Origin of the sequence: Brevibacterium sp. CBA3109 (assembly GCF_040256645.1) — a bacterium.
GTDB classification, from domain to species: Bacteria; Actinomycetota; Actinomycetes; order Actinomycetales; family Brevibacteriaceae; genus Brevibacterium; species Brevibacterium koreense.
Window position 1 is genome coordinate 3087346 of sequence record NZ_CP158281.1, and the last position, 20265, is coordinate 3107610.

The following is a 20265-nucleotide window of genomic DNA, read 5'->3' on the forward strand; positions in this document are numbered from 1 at the left end:
CATCGACGTCTCCCAGCATCACAGTCCTCTCACGCCCCGTCCACCCACAGCTGCGGCTGGGCCATTATCCGAGATCACGCCTCGTCCACCCACATCCGAGGTCTGCCCTGCGCAGGAGCCTCGAGCGTGACGGCGACTCCCAGCGGCGTGCTCGGCGCATCCGGGTCATGCCCGAAGCCCATCTCGCTCACGATCGGAATGCCCGTCTCACTGAGGTAGTCCATGAACAGTGCCTCGACCTCGTTGATCTCAGCGCAGTCCTGCCAGGATCCCAGCACCACCGCGTCCGCCGAGTCGAACCAGCCGCCGCGGACCAGCTGGACGAGCAGGTTGTCGAGCCTGTAGAGCTCCTCGTCGACGTCCTCGAGCATGAGGATCGAGGGCCCGCTGCGTTCACGCAGCTCACGGACCCCGGACAGCTCCGGACTTCCCATCCCGGCCGCGACCAGACTGAGATTTCCCCCGCCGAGGCGGCCCTTTGCCGTGCCCGGAACCAACGTCCGCGCCCTGCTGAAGGGACGACGAGCGGCCGGGCTCGGGCCAGCCTGCGCAGTTGCGGAAGTTTTGGTCTGATTCGACCCCGTACTTTCGGCCCATTCTTTCCATTTCTCGGCGGCGGAGTTCTCACCCGCCGCGTTCTCACCTGCGCCGCCCTCGTCGGCGGCGGGGTTCTCACCCGCCGCGTCCTCGGCCGCGGCCGCGTTCTCACCCGCCGCGTCCTCGGCCGCGTGGTCCTTGCTCGCGGGGAACCCGAGTTCGCGGCCACCCCAGGGTTCGAACAGCCAGTCGGCCACCTCGGCGGGGACGACCGTGGAGTTCTTGAACGGATCGTTGCCGACCATCGGGCAGAACAGCGTCGCCACTGACAGATGATGGTCCCAGGCCTGGTGGAGGGCCGTGATGTCTGAGGAGCCGGTGAGCAGCTTGGGCCGCCCGTCGGGTCGCAGAGCGTGCCGGCGCATGAGGTCGAAGTCGATTCCGTCGAGCAGCCGCATCGCCCCGAATCCGCCGCGCAGAGCAATGACTGCCGCGGCGGAATCGTCGCACCAGGCATTGACGAGGTCGGCTCTACGCTGCTCGTCGGTGCCTGCCAGGTACTTCACACGCGGATGATGAGCACGCACATTGTCCCCGAGGACCACGCGCAGCCCCCAGGATTCGAGCTGCGCGATCGCCCGGAGCAGAGACTCCTCGTCTGTGGGCCCCGAGGGCGCGATGAGGCGGACGGTGTCGCCGGCCTGCAGCGGCGCAGTGTCGAGGTACGGGCTGACGCCTTCGGACCTTGGTGTGCTGCGTGCGGAGGCGGCCAGGTACGGGCTATTCATGCTTGATCAGGCTCTGACTTCCCAATCGGGGAACTGCGGCGAGGAGTTCCTGCGTGTATGCGTGCTGCGGGTTCGCCAACACGGTATCGACATCGCCGTATTCGACGATCTCACCCTTCTTCATCACGGCCACAGTATCGGCGATGTTCCAGGCCAGGCCGAGGTCGTGTGTGATGATCAGGGCGCTCATGCCCAGGTTCTTCTTCAGCGCCAGGAACAGCGACAGGATCTCTCCGCGCACAGAGGCGTCGAGGGAGGCGACCGGCTCATCGGCGATGAGCACCTGTGGGTCGAGGGCGAGCGCTCCGGCGATGACGACTCTCTGTCGCTGTCCGCCGGAGAGCTCCTGCGGAATCGACTCGAGGTAGTCGGCAGCCGGCGTCAGCTCGGCGGCCTCGAGAGCGCCGATGACGCGGGCATATTCGTTGTCGGTGATCTTCTGCACGCGCAGCCCCTCGACCACTGCCTCGTAGACGCTGCGCTTCGGGTTGAGCGAACCCGAGGGGTCCTGGAGGATCATCTGCACCTGCCGGCGGAAGGTCCGCAGCGCCTTCGCCCTTCTCGGCAGCGCCTGGCCGGCAAACTCCATCTGCGAGCCCGGATCTACTTCCTGCAGACCGAGCAGGGACCTGGCCAGCGTGGTCTTCCCCGACCCGGACTGGCCGACGACGGCGAGGATCTCCGCCTTGTGCAGCGCCAGATCGACGTCACGCACGGCCCGCTCCCTGCCCTGTCGGGTGTCGAAGGAGACGTTGAGGTTCTTGGCCTCGAGGACCACCTCGTCGGTCTTGGTGAACGGCTGGGCCCGGCGCACCTCGGCGGGTTTGAGGGTTCGCGGATTCATACGTGACTCGGCGTCCCCGATCTGCGGGAATGCACCGGCCAGCTGCTTCGTGTAATCCTCAGTGGGATCCAGGCAGACCTGGTCGCTGGGGCCGTATTCGACGAGCTTGCCGTAGCGCATGATTGCGAGGTTCTCACACACAGCGGAGAGCACTGCAAGGTCGTGGCTGATCATCAGCAGAGAGATTCCACGCTCGTCCACGAGCCTGGCCAGACCTTCGAGGATCTGCTTCTGCACAATGACGTCGAGGGCGGTGGTCGGTTCGTCGGCGATGATGATGTCCGGTTCACAAGCCAGCGCCATAGCGATCATGATGCGCTGCTTCTGCCCTCCGGAGAGCTCATGCGGATACGCCACGGCCTTGCTCTTATCGAGATCGACCTCTTCGAGCAGTTCGAACATCCGATCTCGTCGTTTGGCTGGGCTCGTCCATGTGCTCTTCGCATGGTGAACGAGTGCCTCGATGATCTGTCCACCCACCTCGCGGACCGGGTTGAGCGAGTGCAGTGCGCCTTGGAAGATGATCGAGGCCTGCGCCCAGCGCACTGCCCGGATCTCGCCGAAGCTGAGATCATTGATGTCCTTCCCGCCGAGGCTCACCTGCCCGTCGATCTGCGCGGACTTGGGCAGCAGGCGCAGCACCGACATGATCAGCGTGGACTTGCCCGATCCGGACTCCCCAGCAATGCCGAGGGTGGCTCCGGTGGGCAGGTCGAGACTGATGTCGCTGACGGCGGTGACGTCGCCACGGGCCGAGCCCGAGCGGTAGGTGATCGAGACCTTGTCAAAGCTGAGGTCGGTCATCAGCGGCTCCTCAGGGCTGGATTGATGATGGCTTCGAACGCGCGTCCGACCATCGTGAAGGCGAGCACCACGAGCAGGATCGCGATTCCGGGTGTGAGCACATACCACCAGTAGCCCGAGGTCGCGGCGGAGATGTCCATCGAGTTCTTCAGAATCGTTCCCCACGACTCCTTGCTCGTATCCCCCAAGCCTAAGAACGACAGGGTCGACTCGGCGATGATCGCACTGCCGACCGTCAGGGTCGTGTTCGCCAACACCAGCGGCATCACTGCCGGCAGCATGTGCTTGAACAGGATGTGGCGATGTCCGGCGCCGAGGATGCGCGCCCTTTCGATGTAGAGCCGGGACTCCACGCTCAAGGTCTGGGAGCGCACGATGCGCGCCGTCGATGCCCACGAGGTCAGCCCGATGGCGACGACGATCGTGAAGACTCCGCGTTCGAGGACCGAGGACAAGACGATCGCCAGCAGCAGGGAGGGCAGGACGATGAAGAAGTCGATGATGCGCATGACGATCGCACCGAAGATCCCGGAGAAGTGTCCGGCTGCGAGACCCATGACGGTGCCGATGACCATTGACATGACCGTGGCGGCGACGCCGACGAGGATGGACACCCGGGCTCCCCAGAGGATGCGGATCCAGAGTTCGCGTCCCAGATCGTCGGTGCCCAGCGGATGGGCGAGGCTCGGCGGGGCGTAGCGGGGCACGTCGAGCTGCTTCGTCACGTCGAGCATCGACGCGGGTGCGATGAGTGGGGCGAAGATCGCGATGAGGATGAAGAAGACGAGCACGATCGCGCCGGCCATCGCAGGAATGTCGGAGCGGAACAGGGACCAGTTCTTCTTGGCATTGTTCAGTCGGCGTTCGCGGACGAGCTTGGCCCCGTCGATGATGGGAGTTCTATCGCTCATCATGCCCTCCTGACTCGTGGATCCAGAAAGCGGTAGACGATGTCCGCCGCCAGGTTCATGACGATGATGATGGCCGAGAACACGACGAAGGTGCCCTGCAGCAGCGGCAGGTCGGGTCCGCTGATCGCTTCGAATGTGAGCTTGCCCAGACCGGGCCAGGAGAATACGGCCTCGACGGTGACGGCACCGGCGATGAGCCCACCGATGTGCATGAACACGACGGTGACCGTGGGCAGCAGCGCGTTGGGCACCGCGTGGTTCTTGCGCACTTCGTCCTCGGTCAGGCCCTTGGCTCGGGCAGTGGTCAGGTAGTCCTCACTCATCTCTTCGATCAGCGAGGCGCGCATGACCATGAGGAACTGCGCATAGACGACAGCAACCATCGTAATGACCGGAAGGATGAGGTGCTTGATGACGTCGATGATGCCGGCGAATGACCAAGGGTTCAGCCCAGGTGTGATCATGCCGCCGGTGGGCAGCCACTGCAGGGTGCCGCCGAAGATCATGAGGAGGATGAGGCCCAGCCAGAAGGTGGGCACCGACCAGAACACGAGCGAGGTCGAGGAGGCGATCTTGTCGAAGAGCGAATTGCGGCGCCAGGCCGAGAGCTGGCCCAGCCACAGGCCCAGCGTGATCGCGATGACGGCCGCGGTGGCCGTGAGCAGGAGCGTGGGTCCCAGGTATTCGACGATGAGCGCGGAAACGGGTTTGCGGTAGACATAGCTCTCGCCGAAGTCGCCGCTGAAGATACCGACCAGATAGTCCCAGAATTGGACGATCACCGGCTTGTCGAGACCGTACTGGCTGCGCAGCTCAGCGATCTGTGCCGGGCTCATTGGCCGTTCCTTGGCGATCTTGAGAACGGGGTCGCCGGGCAGCATCCGGAAGGCGAAGAAGCCGAGGACGATGACGAGAACCATCGAGGTCAGGGCGCCGCCGAGTTTGCGCAGGAGGTAACCGAGGAAGGATCCGCCCTTCGGCGGCTCGTCCATATCGCGACCGGTTTGGCCATCGGAGCCTCCTGGGTCAGGGCCACCGGCAGGGGTGGGGAGATCGTGTGTCGGTGTTGTCACTGGAGAACTCCTGGTCTCGCTGGGGAAGCAGGTGGTGCAGGACCATCGTCCCGAGCACCGTGGTCACGACGCTCGGGACGATGGTTCTGGGGCTGGGACTATTCGCGATCGTCGGATTTCTTGCGACGGCTGATCAGGAAGCCGCCTCCGCCGATGACCACGATGGCTGCGGCAGCGATGCCGATCCAGCCGCCGGCGCCCAAGCCGCCACCGTCGCCGGAAGCGTCCTCCGCGCTGACGGGCTCGACCGAGCTGTATCCCCAGTAGCCGACCTGGTTGGCAATGATGCCGCCGTCAGTGGGCTGTTTGGTGAAGCCGGTGAATCGATCGGAGCGGAAGGCCTCGAGCTGGCTCGGATACCACAGCGTGATCGAAGCTGTGTCCTCGTAGTGCTGGGCCAAAGCCTGATGCACGAGGTCCACGCGCTTCTTCTCATCGAGTTCGACGTGCTGCTGCTCGTACAGCTTGTCGAAGTCCTTGCTGCAGTAGCCATCCTGCGAGGTGCCGCCGTTGCCGTCGGCGTCTGGACGGCTGTCGCAGGTGTTGATGCCGAGTTGGTAATCAGGATCCGGGTTGATCGACCAGCCGGAGAAGTACATGTCGTAGTCGCCCTTGGTGGTCCGCTCCGAGACGGTGTCGACATCGCTGGCTTCGTTCTTGAGCATGATGCCGATGTCTTTCATCCACGGTTTGAGGAACTTCGCCGTGTTCTGTTCGGTCGTGGCGTCGGCATCTGTGAGGAAGCGCAGCTCGAGCTTTTCACCGTCCTTCTCGCGAATGCCGTCGGAGCCTTCCTTCCAGCCAGCCTCGTCGAGCAGCTTCTTCGCCTTCTCGACGTCGAAGCCGGAGACCACTGGGTTGTCGGCAGGCAGTGCCCACTTCTCGTAGACCGAGGGGATGAAGCTCGTGGCCGGCTGACCGTAATCCTGCAGCACCTGATCGCGCAGGGTGTCAATGTCGATTCCAGCACGGATGGCCTGACGAACCTTCTTATCCTTCAGCGCCTCGTTGCCGGTGCCGAACTCGTTGTTCTTGGCATCGGCCACTCCCGAGTTGATGGAGATTCCCTGGAAACGACGCCCGTTGCCGACATTGGTCTCGACGTTGTCGGCGCCTTCGATGGCCTTGAACTGTTCCGGGCTCAGTCCGGTGATGAAGTCGACCTCGCCGGAGCGGATGGCCTGCACCTGAGCATCGGAGTTCGTGTAGTAGCGGTACTGGATCTTATCGACCTTGGGCTCGCCGCGCCAGAAGTTCGGGTTGGACTTGAGAGTGACAGACTTGTTCGCCTCGTAGCTCTCGAGCTGGAACGGGCCCGAGCCCACGGACTTCTCGTCGTTCTTGAACTCACCGGGCTTGTCGATCTTCGACCAGACATGCTCGGGCACGACCGGGATCTCCTGGCCGGGGTTGTTGGACTGGGGATTCTTCAGCGTGATGACCAGTGTGGAGTCATCGGGTGCCTCTACCTTGTCGAAGTTCTCGACGAGTCCTCCGTTGGCCACCGACAGTTCGTCCTTCTCCATCATCTGGTTGTAGGTCCAGGCGACGTCTTTGGAGGTGAGTGGTTCATCATCGGACCACTTCATATCGGGACGCATCTTGTACGTCCAGACCTTGCCCTCGGAATCGGTGTCCCATTCAGTGGCGAGACCCTCGGTGGGCTGAGCGTCTTCGGCACTGTTGTTCACGAGATTTTCGTACATGTACCGGAACGAGTTCGTCGGCAGCAGGTAGAAGGAGGTGAACGGGTTGAACGAATCGATGAAACCGTCCGTGGCGATCCGGAGCACCTTAGAATCCTCGGCGGCTTCTGTGGTCTCTGCTTGGGCTGGTGCGGCTGCCATGGATCCGACAAGAGCCATTGCCGCAAGTCCGGCAAGGCACGTTCCCAGCCGCCTGCGCAGCTTGTGATTCGTGAGCATCGTTGTCCTTCGCTTCGAGATGGCCGTGATTTCAGCGGCACTCGATCATCACCGGCGCACACTGCACCTTGTGACAAATCATTGTGTCCTGCCTCACTTTACGGCTGATCGTCGGCGTTAATGACACAACACCTCACAATGTCGCACATGATTGACTGTGAGAAATGCACAGTCTCACCCCGGCAAGCGGTGCCGACGACGAACCGTCAGCACCGCGATCCGCCCCGGAGTCAGTCCTTCTGCTCCGCGAGACCCGCAGCGATCTGCTCAGAGGTGGTCGCCTTTCGCATTTTCTGCTCGATTGCGATGATGATCAGCACAATCAGGCCCGCCGCCGAGATCCACAGGCTCGGGTAGACCAAGGCTATGCCGCCGGCGACAAGCAGCACTCGTTCGACGACGTTCGCCGAGCCGAAGTAGTAGCCCGCCATACCCGCCGCGACCCCGACCATACCGACGATCAGCGTGATCAGGGCGATCACCGTGTCCTGCCAGCTTCCCTGCAGCAAAAGCGCCGGCTCCAAGATGAAGACATAGGGGATGAGGAAGCCCGCGATGGCAATCCGCAGCGCGGTGACTCCTGCGCGCATCGGGTTCGCCCCCGCGATGCCCGCACCGGCATAGGCTGCCAGACAGACAGGAGGTGTGATATCGGCAAGAATGCCGAAGAAGAACACGAACATGTGCGCGGCAATGAGCGGAACGTCGAAGTTGTTGTACAGGATCGGGGCGGCGATGGTGGCCGTGACCACGTAGTTCGCTGTCGTGGGCAGCCCCATTCCAAGCACCAGGCAAGCGATCATCACCATGAACAGAACGATGAAGAAGTTGCCGCCCGCCAGATCCACGAGTCCCTTGCCCAGCTGCCCGCCGAGGCCGGTCACTGTGACTGTACCTGCGACGATCCCAGCAGTCGCGCATGCTGCAATGACTGGCAGCGCAGTTCGTGCGCCCCCGATGAGGAGCTCGACGAAAGCTCGCGGCGTAAGCCTGGTGGCCTTGCGCAGGAAGCTGAGGATGAATCCGGTGCCGATGCCGAACAGGGCCGCTCGGATCGGCGACATGCCGGAGAGCAGTGTGAGGATGATGACGACCAGGGGCAGCAGCAGATCCAAGCGCTTGAGCAGGTCGATGCCGTTGGGCAGGCTGCTCTTCGCCATTCCGAGGATGCCAGTCGTCTTTGCCTCGAAGTGGATGGAGAGAAATGCTCCGAGGAAATAGAGGAGAGCGGGGATGATCGCGATGACGATGAGCCCGTTGTATTCGAGGTCGGGCACGTTCTGAGCCATGATGAACGCCGCCGCGCCCATGATCGGTGGCATGAGCTGGCCGCCGGTCGAGGCCGTGGCCTCGGTTGCGGCGGCGAAATGGGGTTTGAACCCGGCCCTCTTCATCAGCGGAATAGTGAACGACCCCGAGGCGACCGTGTTCGCCACCGATGAGCCCGAGACCATGCCCTGCAGGCCCGAGGCCACCACGGCCGCCTTCGCCGGGCCGCCGGTGAACCTGCCGGTCAGTCGGAAAGCGAGATCATTGAAGAACTGACCGATGTTCGTATGGACGAGCATCACCGCGAAGAACAGGAACAGGAAGATGAAGTTCGCCGACACTTGGATCGGTGTGCCGAAGATGCCACCGCCGCTCGACAGGAACATGTTCGTGGCGAGATCTTCGACGCTCTGTCCCGAGTGTCTGAACACCGGGAGATAGTTGCCGAAGAGACCGTAGAGAAGGGCGACGCCGGCGATGATGACAATCGGCAGACCGACGCATCGGCGTGTGGCTTCGAGGATGAGAAGCACGCCGAGTACTGCCACGACGAAGTCGAGGTCTGAGTACCCGAGAATCTGCACCGAGTTGCTCACCAGGCGCGTGTAGTCGAAGAACACGTAGAGATTGCAGGCGAGAGCTGCCAGCCCGAGAAGGACGTCGTACCAGGGGATCCCCTTGCCGCGACCGATGAGGACATCCGCAACCCGGTTTCCGCTGGTTGGTGCGTCGAGCAGCCTCTTGCTGGCCGGGTAGAGGAAGAAGATCAGGGCAGTCGCGCCCGCAAGGTGCAGGGACGAGTGCATCCAGGTGTTGAATGGACGCTCCAGCGCTGCGTAGAGGTGGTACAAGGTGAAGGCGATGCAGATGCCGCCGATCACCCACGCCCACCACCCGAGATTCGTGCGGAAACGACTCGAGGTGTCTACCTTGCGAAGGACCTCGGCGGATGCCTGCTCCGCCTTCGCAGTCTGCTCGGCGACCGCCCCGGCCGAGGACTCGGATGGCCGGGGCGGTGTCGGGTGCTCACTCACGGCAGGTCAATGCCCTCTTCTTCGTAGTACTTCTGGGCTCCGGGATGCAGCGGCACATCGCCGATGCCCAGCATTGCGGTGTCCTTGGTGATCAGTTTCCCGACATCCAGAGTGACCTTGTCGGAGTTCTCGAACAGCACCTTGGTCATATTGTAGGCAGTGTCCTCGCTGACCTGGTCCGTGGAGGCCACCAAGGAGGCGAAGACCGACACCGTGGGCACGTCCTCCTTCAGGAAGTCATAGGCGTCAGCAGGGATGTCGTAGGACTCGGCACCGCTGTCCTCTTCAATTGCCGATGTCGTTTCCTTGTCGAGGCCGAGGAGCTTGACGTCGGTGGTCGCCGCCAGCTGCGTCAGCCCGGCCACAGGCGTGCCGACGACGAAGATCGTGGCGTCGATCTGCTTGTCTGCGAGCATATCGGTCGACGCACCGAAGTCCGTGATCTCCGGGGTGTAGTCCGACTCGCCGATGCCGGCAGCATCGAGGATTGCGTCAGAGATCGCGCGGGTTCCGGACCCTGCGTCACCGACTGCGATCTTCTTGCCCTTGAGGTCCTTGACCGACTTGATGCCGGAATCCTCGCGGACGATGATATGGGCGGCCTCGGGATAGAGAGAGGCAATCCAACCGGCATTGTCGATCTTCGTTCCGTCGAGGTCTTCGAGCTCACCGTTGACCGCGTTGTTGGCAGTATCGCTCTGCGTGAAGCCCAGCTGCCACTCACCCTGGTAGATCTTGCCGAGGTTCTCAGCCGAGGCACCGGACTCCACATAGTTGACGGTGAGACCGTCGACATTGTCTTCGAAGATCGTCGCGAGCTCTCCGCCGAGAGGATAGTAGGTTCCCGAGGTGCCACCCGTGCCGAAGGTCAGGTCGTTTGTGGTCTGATCGTCGCCGCCGTCACTGCCGCCGCTCGAGCCGCAAGCCGACAGCGTCAGCGCGAGCGCTGCCACAGCCGCAACTGTCATACGTCTGATATTCATCATCTGATCCACTCTTCCGGTTTGATGTCCCAGGCCGAGTTGTTCTTTACTCGACCGCCTTCAGTAGAGACTAAGCGGAAAACGTCGTCTCACGAAGCCCCAAGCTGAAAGTTTGCTGAATCGTTAACACCACTGGACGAACGGTATCAGGATCCCTGCACCTGCAGGTCCGGTCCCTCGGCTCACCGAACTGCAGTGCTCGGCAGCGGCATCCCCTAGTCGCCCTAGGTCGCCTCGGCGAGGATCTCGTCGAGACTCTGAGCGCGCCGGATGAGCGAGAATTCGACCTCCCCATCGTGGACGCCGGGGGCGGCGTCGGCGCCCGTTCCTGCGTCACCTTCGCCGGTCGCGGCGCCCGCACCCGCGTTGCCCGTGCCCGGGGTGCTCGGCACCGTGCGGTATCCGAAGATCGGCACCCGCGGGAGCAGGTTGTAGGAGAACGGGTTGGAGAAGTAGTAGGCCCCGGTGTCGGGCACGGCCACGATGTCGCCGGCGTCGAGGCGCGGCAGCATGCGGTCACGGGCCAGGAGGTCACCGGCGAAGCAGGCAGGACCGGCGACATCGGTGGGAACCGCCTCGGCGGTCTTGGGACTGCCGTCAGGGTGGAACGGGAGGATTCGCAGCGGCCAGTCGTCGGGCGCATAGGCCGTGCGGGTGGCGACCTGGACGCCGGCGTGGGTCATGGCGATGCGGCGGCCGCCTGTGGTCTTCGCGTATTCGACGTGGGTGAGTATGGTGCCGGCCTTGGCCAGAAGCGCACGTCCGAATTCTGTGATGATGTCGAAGTCGAACAACTCGGGAACGTGGGCTTCGAGCACAGCCCGGTATTCGGCGAATGTCGGGGTGATGTCCTCCCCGGCGAAGTTCACCGGCAGTCCCCCGCCGATGTCGATGCGCGTGATCTGGCGGTCCCACCCGTGCACCTGGGATGACGTCGCATTCCACACTGCGGCGCGGGCGTTGATCTCCTGCGCCAGCTCGACGATCGCGGCGACGCCTTCGGCGGCCTGGTCAAGGCTGACGCCCTGGGAGCCCGAGTGCACGTGGATCTGGGTGAGCCAGGGACGTGCCAGGTAAGCCTCAATAAGTGCCTCGCGAGCCCCAGGGTCGGCCAGCCCGATGCCGAACTTCGAGGTCTGGGTGGCAGTGGACAGCGCACCGATCGTCCCCGTTCCCGATTGCGGATTGATCCGGATCCCCACCCTCGCCGAGGTGGTCTGCCCTTCGAGGAGTGCGTCGAGTCGTTCGAGCTCATCGAAATTGTCGATGTTCATCGACACCCCGAGTTCGACAGCCCGGCGCAGCTCGGTCAGGGTCTTCGCCGGGGAGTCGAAGACGATGGCCTCTGGAGCGAAGCCCGCGGCGAGGGCCAGCTCGAGCTCACCGGGGCTGGCGACCTCACAGCCGCCACCCGCCTCGGCGTAGAAGCTCAGCAGCGGCCTCAGCGGCACAGCCTTACATGCCACAGCGTGGAGGACCTCGTGCTCGCCGACGAATGCCGAGGTCAGCTGCTCGTAGGCGCCGGCAATGTGGTCGAGGTCGATGAGGCCGATCACCGGCGTCGTGTCATCGAGAGTCGGAATCAGTCCGCCTGGACCGTTCGCGCCCGCGGAACTATTCGCTACTGCCCTGATCACGCGATCCCGGCTGACCTGGGCCGACGGCCCCGACTGACTCTTGTGCATGCTGTCCTTCGTTAGTGGTGTGGTGTCACTCTAGGACGCAGGCACCAGGATGAACGGACAATAATCTGCCAATCTTGGCCGAAAGCGATTGTACGATCACCACAAGGCCCACATGGTCAGCACGGCCCTTGAGCACTCACGACAGCGGTTGGGAATCTCCGACGTCGCTGATCAGACGGCGACGGTGCGTCAGCGTTGAGATACACAGCAGCCGCGGTCCTGCTGCTGGCGGTGGTGCGACACCGCTGAGTCAGCGGTGTTCGCGATCGAACACGAGCACCGCGAGCTCCAGCCACAGGCGCCCGGCCCGTTCCGCGGTCGACAGTCCTGTGATCTCCTCGATCCGGTTGAGGCGATGCCGCAGCGAATTCGTGTGGACATGCAGACGGCGGGAGGCCTCCGCGGAGTTGCCGACAGTCGCGAAGTACACGCGCAGAGTCTCGAGCAGCTGCCCTTGGTGTCTCTCATCATGGTTGGCAAGGACGTGGGCGGGATCCGTGATGCGAGGCCCCACGGACAGCAGCGCGTCAGCGGCTTCGAGCCCGACGAGTTCGGCCGCGACGTCCTCTGCACTTGCTCCGCGGACCAGCTCGCCGGAGGGACCAGCGCTCGGCCCCGCAGCATGCGCTCCGGATGGACCATCGCCGCCCACCACGACATTCGATTCCCGGGCCAGCAGGGCGTCAACGACGTAGACCGCTTCGGTCCATGATCGATGAACATGATCGAGGCGTTCGACAGCTGCACCGACGCCGAAGTTCAGCGATTCGGTGGGAGGCAGAGACCGATGCAGCGCCGAGGCGACATGAGTCTTGATCTCGACTGCGGAGAGGCTCTCAGCCATGTGCACGAGCACGGCCAGGTGCCCGTGCACAGGGTCGTGGGCGAGGACGGCATCGGCGAAGGCCGCCCGCAGATGGAACCGGAGAACAGGCTCACGGTCGGGGGCTACCTCGGCGAAGGCCAGGGTTGCGTAGTGCCCCGAGAAGGGCAGCGCGAGCAGGGTCGCGGCCGGGCCCAAGTCCGGTGAGCCGTCGAGGATCGAGCCGAGGGCCTCACGACGGATCCGCTTCTCGAACGGGGAGCGTCGCAGGGTTCGCAGCATCACGGGAATCGCGGCACGGGCCGCATCCCGGAGGACGTCGCGCAGAGATGCGGGATCCACCGAATCCGGGTAGGCGGCCCAAATCGTGCCGAGCAGCTCGCCCTCGCTGCGCAGTGCGATGACAGAACGGGCAGGAGTGGATCCCGCCGCAGACCGCTCGACGACGTCGGTCGAGCGGCGGACAACGTCGAGGAACCCGGACTCCTCAAGCTCGGCAATCCGCCAATCTGGAATCGCACCGGACAGGATCGTCTCCCGTCGAATATCGTCGATCTCATCGCCGAGGTTGGAGTGCGCGAGTACACGCGAGGCGGGATCCTCGATCGTGATGGAGGCCCCTGTCATCTCCGCGATGACCGCAGTCAGTGCACTGAGATCATCGACATCGGGCCAGGCCAGAGCGCTCGATGCACCCTCGTTGAGCTGACGCAGTTGCACCAGCACCTCGGACCATGTCACACCTGTGGACCGCTCGAGCAGAATGGGCGACGCTGCTGCATCTGCTCCCTGCCCGAGGTGGGTATGCGTTCCCGGGGGAACGATCAGGGCCGCGGCACCGAAGTACCTCTCACGGATCGCATTGAGCCTCACCGGACCATCCACGGCTTCTGTGACGAGGACGACCGCTCCAGCACGATCAGAAGGGGAATTGAGATCGGCAGTGGAACCTCGGAGGTCGAGGTCGAGGTCGAACTCGATGCGAGTCACCTCGACGTCAGCATCAGTTTGAGTCAGGGGAAGCAGAAACCCTGCGGTCTCCCGCAGCAGACGGAAGACGCGCAGGGCATTCGTTTCGCTCATAGGCCCACTGTAGTCAACGCGAGCGCTGGTTCAGTGCAGCGAATCGGCTCAGCCGACAGAAGCGGCGACAGCCTCTTCGATGACGTCGAATGCGTCGTTGAGGAGTTCGTCGGAGATCGTCAGCGGTGGCAGGAAGCGCAGGATATTGCCGAAGGTTCCCGTGGTGAGCACGAGGACACCGTTCTTCGCACAGTAGTCCGCGATCTTCTTGACCAGGTCAGGGTTCGGATCGATCGAGTCGCGCTGGACGAACTCGGCAGCGATCATGGCGCCGCGGCCGCGGACGTCACCGACCTCTGGGTACTTGCCCTGCAGCTTGGTGAGGCGATCGGTGACGATCTCGCCGATGTGCGCGGCATTGTCGACGAGTCCGTCTTCCTCATAGGAGGCGATGGCGCCGAGCGCTGCCGCACAGGCAACTGGGTTGCCGCCGTAGGTTCCGCCCAGGCGACCCGGTCCGACCGAGTCCATGATCTCCGCGCGACCGGTCACGGCCGAAAGCGGCAGACCGCCGGCGATGCCCTTGGCAGTGGTGATGATATCGGGGACGATCTCTTCCCACTCAGAGGCGAACATCTTGCCCGTGCGGGCGAAGCCGGCCTGGACCTCGTCGGCGACGAAGACGATGCCCTTGTCCTTGGCGAACTCGACCAGTGCAGGCAGGAAGCCCTCGGCCGGGACGATGAAGCCGCCCTCACCCTGAATGGGCTCGATGACGATCGCAGCGACATGCTCGGAGCCGATCTGCTTCTCGATCATGGTGATGACGCGCTTGGCCGCTTCCTCACCGCTGACCTTGGTCCCGGCCGCGTCGTTGTCGCGGAACGGGTAGGACATGGGTGCGCGGTAGACCTCACCGGCGAAGGGACCGAAGCCGGCCTTGTAGGGGTTGGCCTTCGCAGTCATCGACATGGTCAGGTTGGTGCGGCCGTGGTAGGCGTGGTCGAAGACGACGACGGCGTCGCGGCCGGTGTGGGCACGGGCGATCTTGACGGCGTTCTCGACTGCCTCCGCGCCGGAGTTGAGCAGAATGGAGCGCTTCTCGTGATCGCCCGGGGTCAGGCGGTTGAGCGCCTCGGCGACCTCGACGTAACCCTCATAGGGGTTGACCATGAAGCAGGTGTGGGTGAAGGACTGAAGCTGCTCGGTGGCGGCCTTGACCACTCGTGGGTTCGAGTTGCCTGCCGTCGTCACGGCGATGCCGGCTCCCAGGTCGATGATCTGGTTGCCATCGACGTCCTTGAGGATTCCGCCGCCGGCTGCCACCACATAGGCGGGGAGGCTGGAACCGACTCCCGGGGCCACTGCCGACTGGCGACGCGCCTCGATCTCACGGGACTTCGGCCCGGGGATCTCGGTGACGATCTTACGTTCCTGCGGCAGAGCTTCGCCGCCAATTTCCAAAGCTGTCATAACGGGAAGAATAGGGCCTCACGACGGTTCTTGTCACTTACCGTCCGCAGGCTGAGCAGATTGCACCCGTCGAGGAATGCAGAGATACGAAATCCGTCGTCGCCGATGCGGTCTCAAATGCCGACGTAGCCGTCGCAGAATACCTGAAATCGCGGCGGTCGAACGCCGGATGGTGTGGCTTCGGACACAGAGGCCGGTGAACGGATCTGCAGCCGACGAGAGCTACGACACCGATTCCGCTGAGGGAGAAATTCAGCGGTGCTGATTCCGCATGTCGGTGTCCTTGTTGCGTCCCGGAAGTTCGATGTCGTGTTCACGCACGGGCGCGACGATCGTCTCCTGGGCCCCGGCCACGCGGTGCGCGTCATCGCCCAGATCGAAACTGAGTTCGGCCTCGGCACCCAGATTGCGCTTGACCACGGCCAGACCGATCGGCCCGAGTTCCCAGTGCAGAGCCACCGAGGTCAGCTGCCCCACGGACCGCTCTGAACCGCGGACCTCGGCGAGCACCTCGGCACCGGCCTCGGGCTGAATGTGCCCGGATCCGTCGAGGTGGACGAAGACGAGGCGCCGAGGCGGCTGACCCAGGTTGTGTACGCGGGCCACGGCCTCCTGACCGCGGTAGCAGCCCTTGGCCAGGTGCACCGAGGTCCGCAGCAGGTCGAGTTCGCCGACGAGCGACTTGTGGTCGATCTCGTTGACACCCGGCCGCCAGGCGGCGATCCGCACGGCTTCCCAGGCGTCGTATCCGGCCATCTGAAATTCGCTTGCCGAGGTGGCCTGCAGGTCCGTACGCCTGACGATGCCGATGACGAACTGAGTCTCGAGTCCGGGGTGGTCCTCCCCTGCCACCTCGAGGCCGAGATCAACCTGCGCGTACGAGGCCGAACCGGTGCCGATATGCGGCCAGGGGTCGGAGTACAGCTGGGTCACGGGCAGGCTGTCGGGCAGCGTCACGACGCCGCCGATGCATTGGAACTCATCACTGACGTCCTCGATGCTCACCCGCATCATGAAGACCATCTTGCGGAGGAACTCAAGGGTCTCGTCGGTGCGCAGCTCGCTGATCGCCCAGAGCGACTCACCGTCGTCGACGAGCTTCAGCCAGCCTTCGATGCGACCGTTCGGGTCAAGCACCAGGGTCTCGGTGGAGACTCCCGGCGCCAGTGTGTCGAGCTTCTGCGTAGTGATGGAATTCAGCCAGGTGAGACGGTCGGCTCCGGTCATACGCAGAATCCGCAGGTGCGGCAGATCGACGATGGCGCCCTTTTCAAGAAGTGCCCGCTGTTCGCGCAGCGGCGAACCGTAGTGCGCGGGAGTGTGCGCCAGCTCGTCGGCACCGAAGACCGCTGTGGAGCTCAGTGGGCGACTCAGCGATGAGGCAGTCATATCAGGCAATCTTCTTCAGTCGAGCGGAGGAATGCGTGGCGAGTTCGTGGCCCAGTGCGGCCATGTCCCAGGCCCACATGAGCTCCCCGCCGACGAGGCCGTACATGCGGGTCGAAGCCGTGTACTCCTTCGCGGTCTTGGTCCGGGCGACCATGTCGGTCGAGAGGTCGACACGCGGGCCCTTGACGTGGCCTGCGTAGAGTTCCATCACACCGTGCGGGTGGACGATTTCGGCTTCGATCTCGAATCCGTCATCGTTCGTTCGCAGTGTGTCGACGGCGGCCGCCGAGGTGAAGCTGGGCTCTTCGGTGGGCACGAGCATTCCCGGGCCCACATCACCGGCATCGCGCGGGCGAACGAGCTGCCAGATCCCTGTCTCCAGGGTCAGCGTCGATTCCAGTTCGCCGTCTTCGGTCAGCAGCCACGCATGCGCGGTGTACTGCAGGAAGGGTGTATCGGGGTGGGCGATGAAGTCGACCCGTTGGCCGAACTGCTTCTCGGGAGTGTCCGCATAGCCGACGACTCCCACACCTTCCCACGAACCGATCAGCCAGGACAGGGGAACGAGCTCGGGATGGACCGAGGAATCAAGTTCGATCATCGAGTTCAGCGATTGTCTTTGAACAGCGCCGTGACGACCTTGACTCCGACGCCCAGGGCGCCGAGTGCGGCAATGCCGACGAGACTGGAGAAGAAGATTTCGAGAGCGACAAGGTTTTCCATGCCCTCAGTCTACATTTCCCCACAGCCCTCCGCCCACCCCGCCCAAGCTCTGAGCCCGGCGCCAGCACAGAGTCGAGCTCACCACGTCGGACTACACATCCGACTTCACGTCGAACTTCAGAAAGCGATGCGTTCCAGGGAGTAGACGACGACACCACCGAGGGCGATGGGAGTAGCTCCGAGTGCGAGCTGAACGGCGAAGCTGCGGGCCTTCTCCACACTCTTCTTCAGCTCGATGTTCTGGGCGATCTCGAGGCTCACAGCCTGGTACTGGGAGTAGGCGATGAGCCCGAGCATGCGGTCGACCCCAGCGACCAACAGTCCCATGATGGCACCGAGGGCCAACGACACGGGCCAGCTGAGAGCGTCCTTGAAGATGAGGACCGCGAGGATCCCGGCGACCGCAGTCGACATCGCAATCGCCAGCGGAGAGGTGTATATCGCAGGCCAGGGCAGGGCTGTCATACAACCGGCGACGATGAGCGAGACGAGGCCGACGACGATGGCTTCCTTGTCGCCGGGCACGGTGATCGCCGCGACCCAGGTGCTTGCGGACAGCGCGATGACCACGCCCGCAACTTGGGCTGAGACGTTGGCTACGGCGTCCGATGCCCCGATTCCGCGGGTCAGGTTCTGCACGAATGTCCACAGCAGGCCCAGGCCCGCCAGGACCGGAAGCCAGTCAAGATAGGGTGCAGCGTCGTCGCGAAACGCCGCGATGAGTCCCGCCACACCGAAGAGGCCGAGCATGATCGACGTCGCGCGCGGCTGCGGGGAGTCCGTCAGCCGGGGCCATCCGTAGGCGACGCCGAAGACGATGAGTCCGGTCGCCAGCAGGAACAAGGTGTAGCCCCAGTACACGGAGGCACTGAGGGCCAGAGCCAATACCAGGGCGACAGCTACTCGAATCCATCTGATCACAGCACTATGTTGCCTTACTCGGCCGCAACGACGCGATTTGAGCCGAGATCGGCGATCCTCTCCGATGTCCGCAGACCGGCTCATGCATGCTCGGCTGGACGGATACAGGCTCGGTATACTTTCCCCAGGCCGCAGCTTGGGCGGCCGCGCCGAGCTCGAGGAGGTGGATGCCAGCACATGCGAATCCTGCACATCTGCCCCGCACCCCGGCTCGACTCCCCTCTGGCCCCAGCGTGCCTGCAGTACCTCGGCCACCAGGTCGAACGCCTCAGCCTCGATCAGCTGAGGCGGGCAGAGACCGACTCGGTGACTGCCGACATCGTCGTCGCCGACGCCTGTCTCGACCTGTCCCTGGCGCCTGCCATCGCCGAGGTGGTGGCGCAGTTGTGCCTGGCAGCTCCCATCATCGTCGTGCTCAGCGAAGGCGGCCTGGCCACCACCTCGGCGAAATGGAACGTCTCCGACATCGTCCTCACCACTGCCGGCCCTGCCGAAGTGGAGGCCCGCCTGCGTCTGGCACGTGATCACCACCGAACACAGGTGCCACAGAGCGCCACACCGTGGGGAAGCGGATCCGGCGTGAGCACAACCGGCTCGGCGGCCGGGCCCGGAGGACCGCGGCCCGATAGCCCGTCCTGGAGCGCAAGCGGTCCCTGGACGAGCGCAGGCGAGCCCATGATCGTTGTCAGCGGGGCCCTGCGCATCGACGAAACCGCATTCACTGCACACCTGGGCGAGCGCAGCCTCGACCTGACCTACCGCGAATTCGCCTTGCTGAAGTTCTTCGCGATGCACCCCGAACGCGTCTTCACCCGCGACGAGATCCTGTTCGCGGTCTGGGGCGATGACTATTTCGGCGGAACCCGCACCGTCGATGTGCATGTCCGTCGTGTGCGTGCGAAACTCGGCAAAGACTTCGAGAACGCCATCCACACCGTCCGCTACGTCGGCTACCGTTTCAGTCCCGACTCCGCGGCCGCACACGGCGATGGGGCAGAGTCGAATACTGACGAAGCGTCGGATACTGAAGAAGCGTCGGGGCATGAACAGCCAGAAGCAGAATCGAACGAGGAAGACGTGAAGGTATGAGAATCGAAGCCAGTGGAGCCGTGACCAGTTCACCGATCATCACTCTCGCCGAGGCGGAGGTGACCTTCCTCGACCGCGTGGCTGCCGCCGATGGGTCCGCTGAGATCTCCGGCGGACTCCTGGCCATCGCCACCGGCGACGAGAAATCACATTCTGCCCCGACGGCTTCGAGCGTCTGGCGGGTCTATGCCGATGACAGCACCGACAGCGTCAACGGACAGGGCGGCGAGACTCTCATCGGGTTCGGCATCCGTGCTCTCCAGGGTGATCGACACGCGGCCGAGTTCCTCATCGCCCCCGACCACCGCGGACGCGGCCATGGCCAGGCACTGCTGTCGGCGATCCTCGACGAAGAGCCCTCCTCCTGGTGCTGGTCACACGGCGACCACCCTGCAGCCCAGAGACTGGCGAACAAGCACGGGCTCGGGCGCGACCGGGTGCTGTATCAGATGCGCACCGAGACTGGTCTCAGCCTCGACGACCTACCGCAGACTTCGACCCCGGACGGCGTCACCATCCGCTCCTTCACCCCCGGCGATGAGGACGGCTGGCGGCGAGTCAACAACGCGGCCTTCGACTGGCATCCCGAGCAGGGATCGCAGACGCCGGAGGACTTCTCTGAGATCACGCAGGCACCCGACTTCGACCCGGATTCGGTGATCCTGGCCATCCGGGATGATCAGATCATCGGATTCCACCAGACCAAGCTCACGGACTCAGACGATGAGGGCCGCCTCGGCGAGGTCTATGTCGTCGGGGTCGACCCGAGCATCCATGCCAAGGGCGTGGGCAAGGCACTGACCATCGAGGGCATGCGCCGGATGGTCGCCGCCGGCGCGAACGTGATCGAACTCTACGTCGAGTCCGACAATGCACCGGCGCTAGGCTTGTACGAGCGGCTGGGATTCCATGTCGCGGTGGCGCATGTGTCCTATGCGCCGGCTTCCTCGACCGAACGCAATCAGGAGTAA

At 63.9% G+C, this 20265-nt stretch carries 15 protein-coding genes; 2 read left to right on the forward strand and 13 right to left on the reverse strand.

Annotation, left to right across the window (positions count from 1 at the left end):
* Positions 1 to 74 precede the first annotated feature (74 nt).
* The 13 genes from AAFP32_RS14180 to AAFP32_RS14240 form a co-directional block, all read right to left on the reverse strand.
* Positions 75 to 1325: an LD-carboxypeptidase gene (locus AAFP32_RS14180; RefSeq protein WP_350269668.1), complete on the reverse strand. Its 1251-nt coding sequence runs from the start codon at positions 1323 to 1325 to the stop codon at positions 75 to 77.
* A complete protein-coding gene (locus tag AAFP32_RS14185) occupies positions 1318 to 2973 on the reverse strand; it encodes an ABC transporter ATP-binding protein (RefSeq protein ID WP_350269669.1) in 1656 nt (551 codons plus the stop codon). The genes AAFP32_RS14180 and AAFP32_RS14185 overlap by 8 nt, the downstream gene beginning before the upstream one ends.
* Positions 2973 to 3884: an ABC transporter permease gene (locus AAFP32_RS14190; protein ID WP_101620040.1), complete on the reverse strand. Its 912-nt coding sequence runs from the start codon at positions 3882 to 3884 to the stop codon at positions 2973 to 2975. The genes AAFP32_RS14185 and AAFP32_RS14190 overlap by 1 nt, the downstream gene beginning before the upstream one ends.
* The gene (locus tag AAFP32_RS14195; RefSeq protein ID WP_350269670.1) at positions 3884 to 4957 is read right to left on the reverse strand and encodes an ABC transporter permease; all 1074 of its coding nucleotides are present in this window, start codon (positions 4955 to 4957) and stop codon (positions 3884 to 3886) included. Before AAFP32_RS14195 ends, AAFP32_RS14190 begins: the two co-directional genes overlap by 1 nt.
* 98 nt (positions 4958 to 5055) lie before the next feature.
* Entirely contained in the window at positions 5056 to 6882 is a 1827-nt protein-coding gene (locus tag AAFP32_RS14200; protein ID WP_350269671.1) for an ABC transporter substrate-binding protein, read from the reverse strand.
* 230 nt (positions 6883 to 7112) lie between these two features.
* Entirely contained in the window at positions 7113 to 9185 is a 2073-nt protein-coding gene (locus AAFP32_RS14205) for a TRAP transporter permease (RefSeq protein WP_350269672.1), read from the reverse strand.
* Positions 9182 to 10171: a TAXI family TRAP transporter solute-binding subunit gene (locus tag AAFP32_RS14210; RefSeq protein ID WP_350269673.1), complete on the reverse strand. Its 990-nt coding sequence runs from the start codon at positions 10169 to 10171 to the stop codon at positions 9182 to 9184. Before AAFP32_RS14210 ends, AAFP32_RS14205 begins: the two co-directional genes overlap by 4 nt.
* Before the next feature lie 221 nt (positions 10172 to 10392).
* A complete protein-coding gene (locus AAFP32_RS14215; RefSeq protein WP_350269674.1) occupies positions 10393 to 11853 on the reverse strand; it encodes a diaminopimelate decarboxylase in 1461 nt (486 codons plus the stop codon).
* A gap of 250 nt (positions 11854 to 12103) precedes the next feature.
* Complete coding sequence (locus AAFP32_RS14220) at positions 12104 to 13759, reverse strand: helix-turn-helix domain-containing protein (RefSeq protein ID WP_350269675.1); 1656 nt, start codon at positions 13757 to 13759, stop codon at positions 12104 to 12106.
* Between the two features lie 48 nt (positions 13760 to 13807).
* Entirely contained in the window at positions 13808 to 15172 is a 1365-nt protein-coding gene (gene gabT / locus AAFP32_RS14225; protein WP_350269676.1) for a 4-aminobutyrate--2-oxoglutarate transaminase, read from the reverse strand.
* A 252-nt stretch (positions 15173 to 15424) separates the two neighbouring features.
* Positions 15425 to 16561 (reverse strand): folate-binding protein, encoded by a 1137-nt coding sequence (locus AAFP32_RS14230; RefSeq protein WP_350269677.1) that lies wholly within the window; start codon positions 16559 to 16561, stop codon positions 15425 to 15427.
* A 1-nt stretch (position 16562) separates the two neighbouring features.
* Positions 16563 to 17162: an FABP family protein gene (locus tag AAFP32_RS14235; protein WP_350269678.1), complete on the reverse strand. Its 600-nt coding sequence runs from the start codon at positions 17160 to 17162 to the stop codon at positions 16563 to 16565.
* A gap of 239 nt (positions 17163 to 17401) precedes the next feature.
* The gene (locus AAFP32_RS14240) at positions 17402 to 18205 is read right to left on the reverse strand and encodes an ammonia permease (protein WP_233429380.1); all 804 of its coding nucleotides are present in this window, start codon (positions 18203 to 18205) and stop codon (positions 17402 to 17404) included.
* Positions 18206 to 18382: 177 nt separating this feature from the next.
* Between AAFP32_RS14240 and AAFP32_RS14245 the strand changes: the two genes are divergently transcribed.
* Together AAFP32_RS14245 and mshD are read left to right on the forward strand one after the other, a co-directional pair.
* A complete protein-coding gene (locus tag AAFP32_RS14245; protein WP_350269679.1) occupies positions 18383 to 19294 on the forward strand; it encodes a winged-helix domain-containing protein in 912 nt (303 codons plus the stop codon).
* On the forward strand, positions 19291 to 20265 hold the full coding sequence (gene mshD / locus AAFP32_RS14250) for a mycothiol synthase (RefSeq protein WP_350269680.1): 975 nt from the start codon (positions 19291 to 19293) through the stop codon (positions 20263 to 20265). Before AAFP32_RS14245 ends, mshD begins: the two co-directional genes overlap by 4 nt.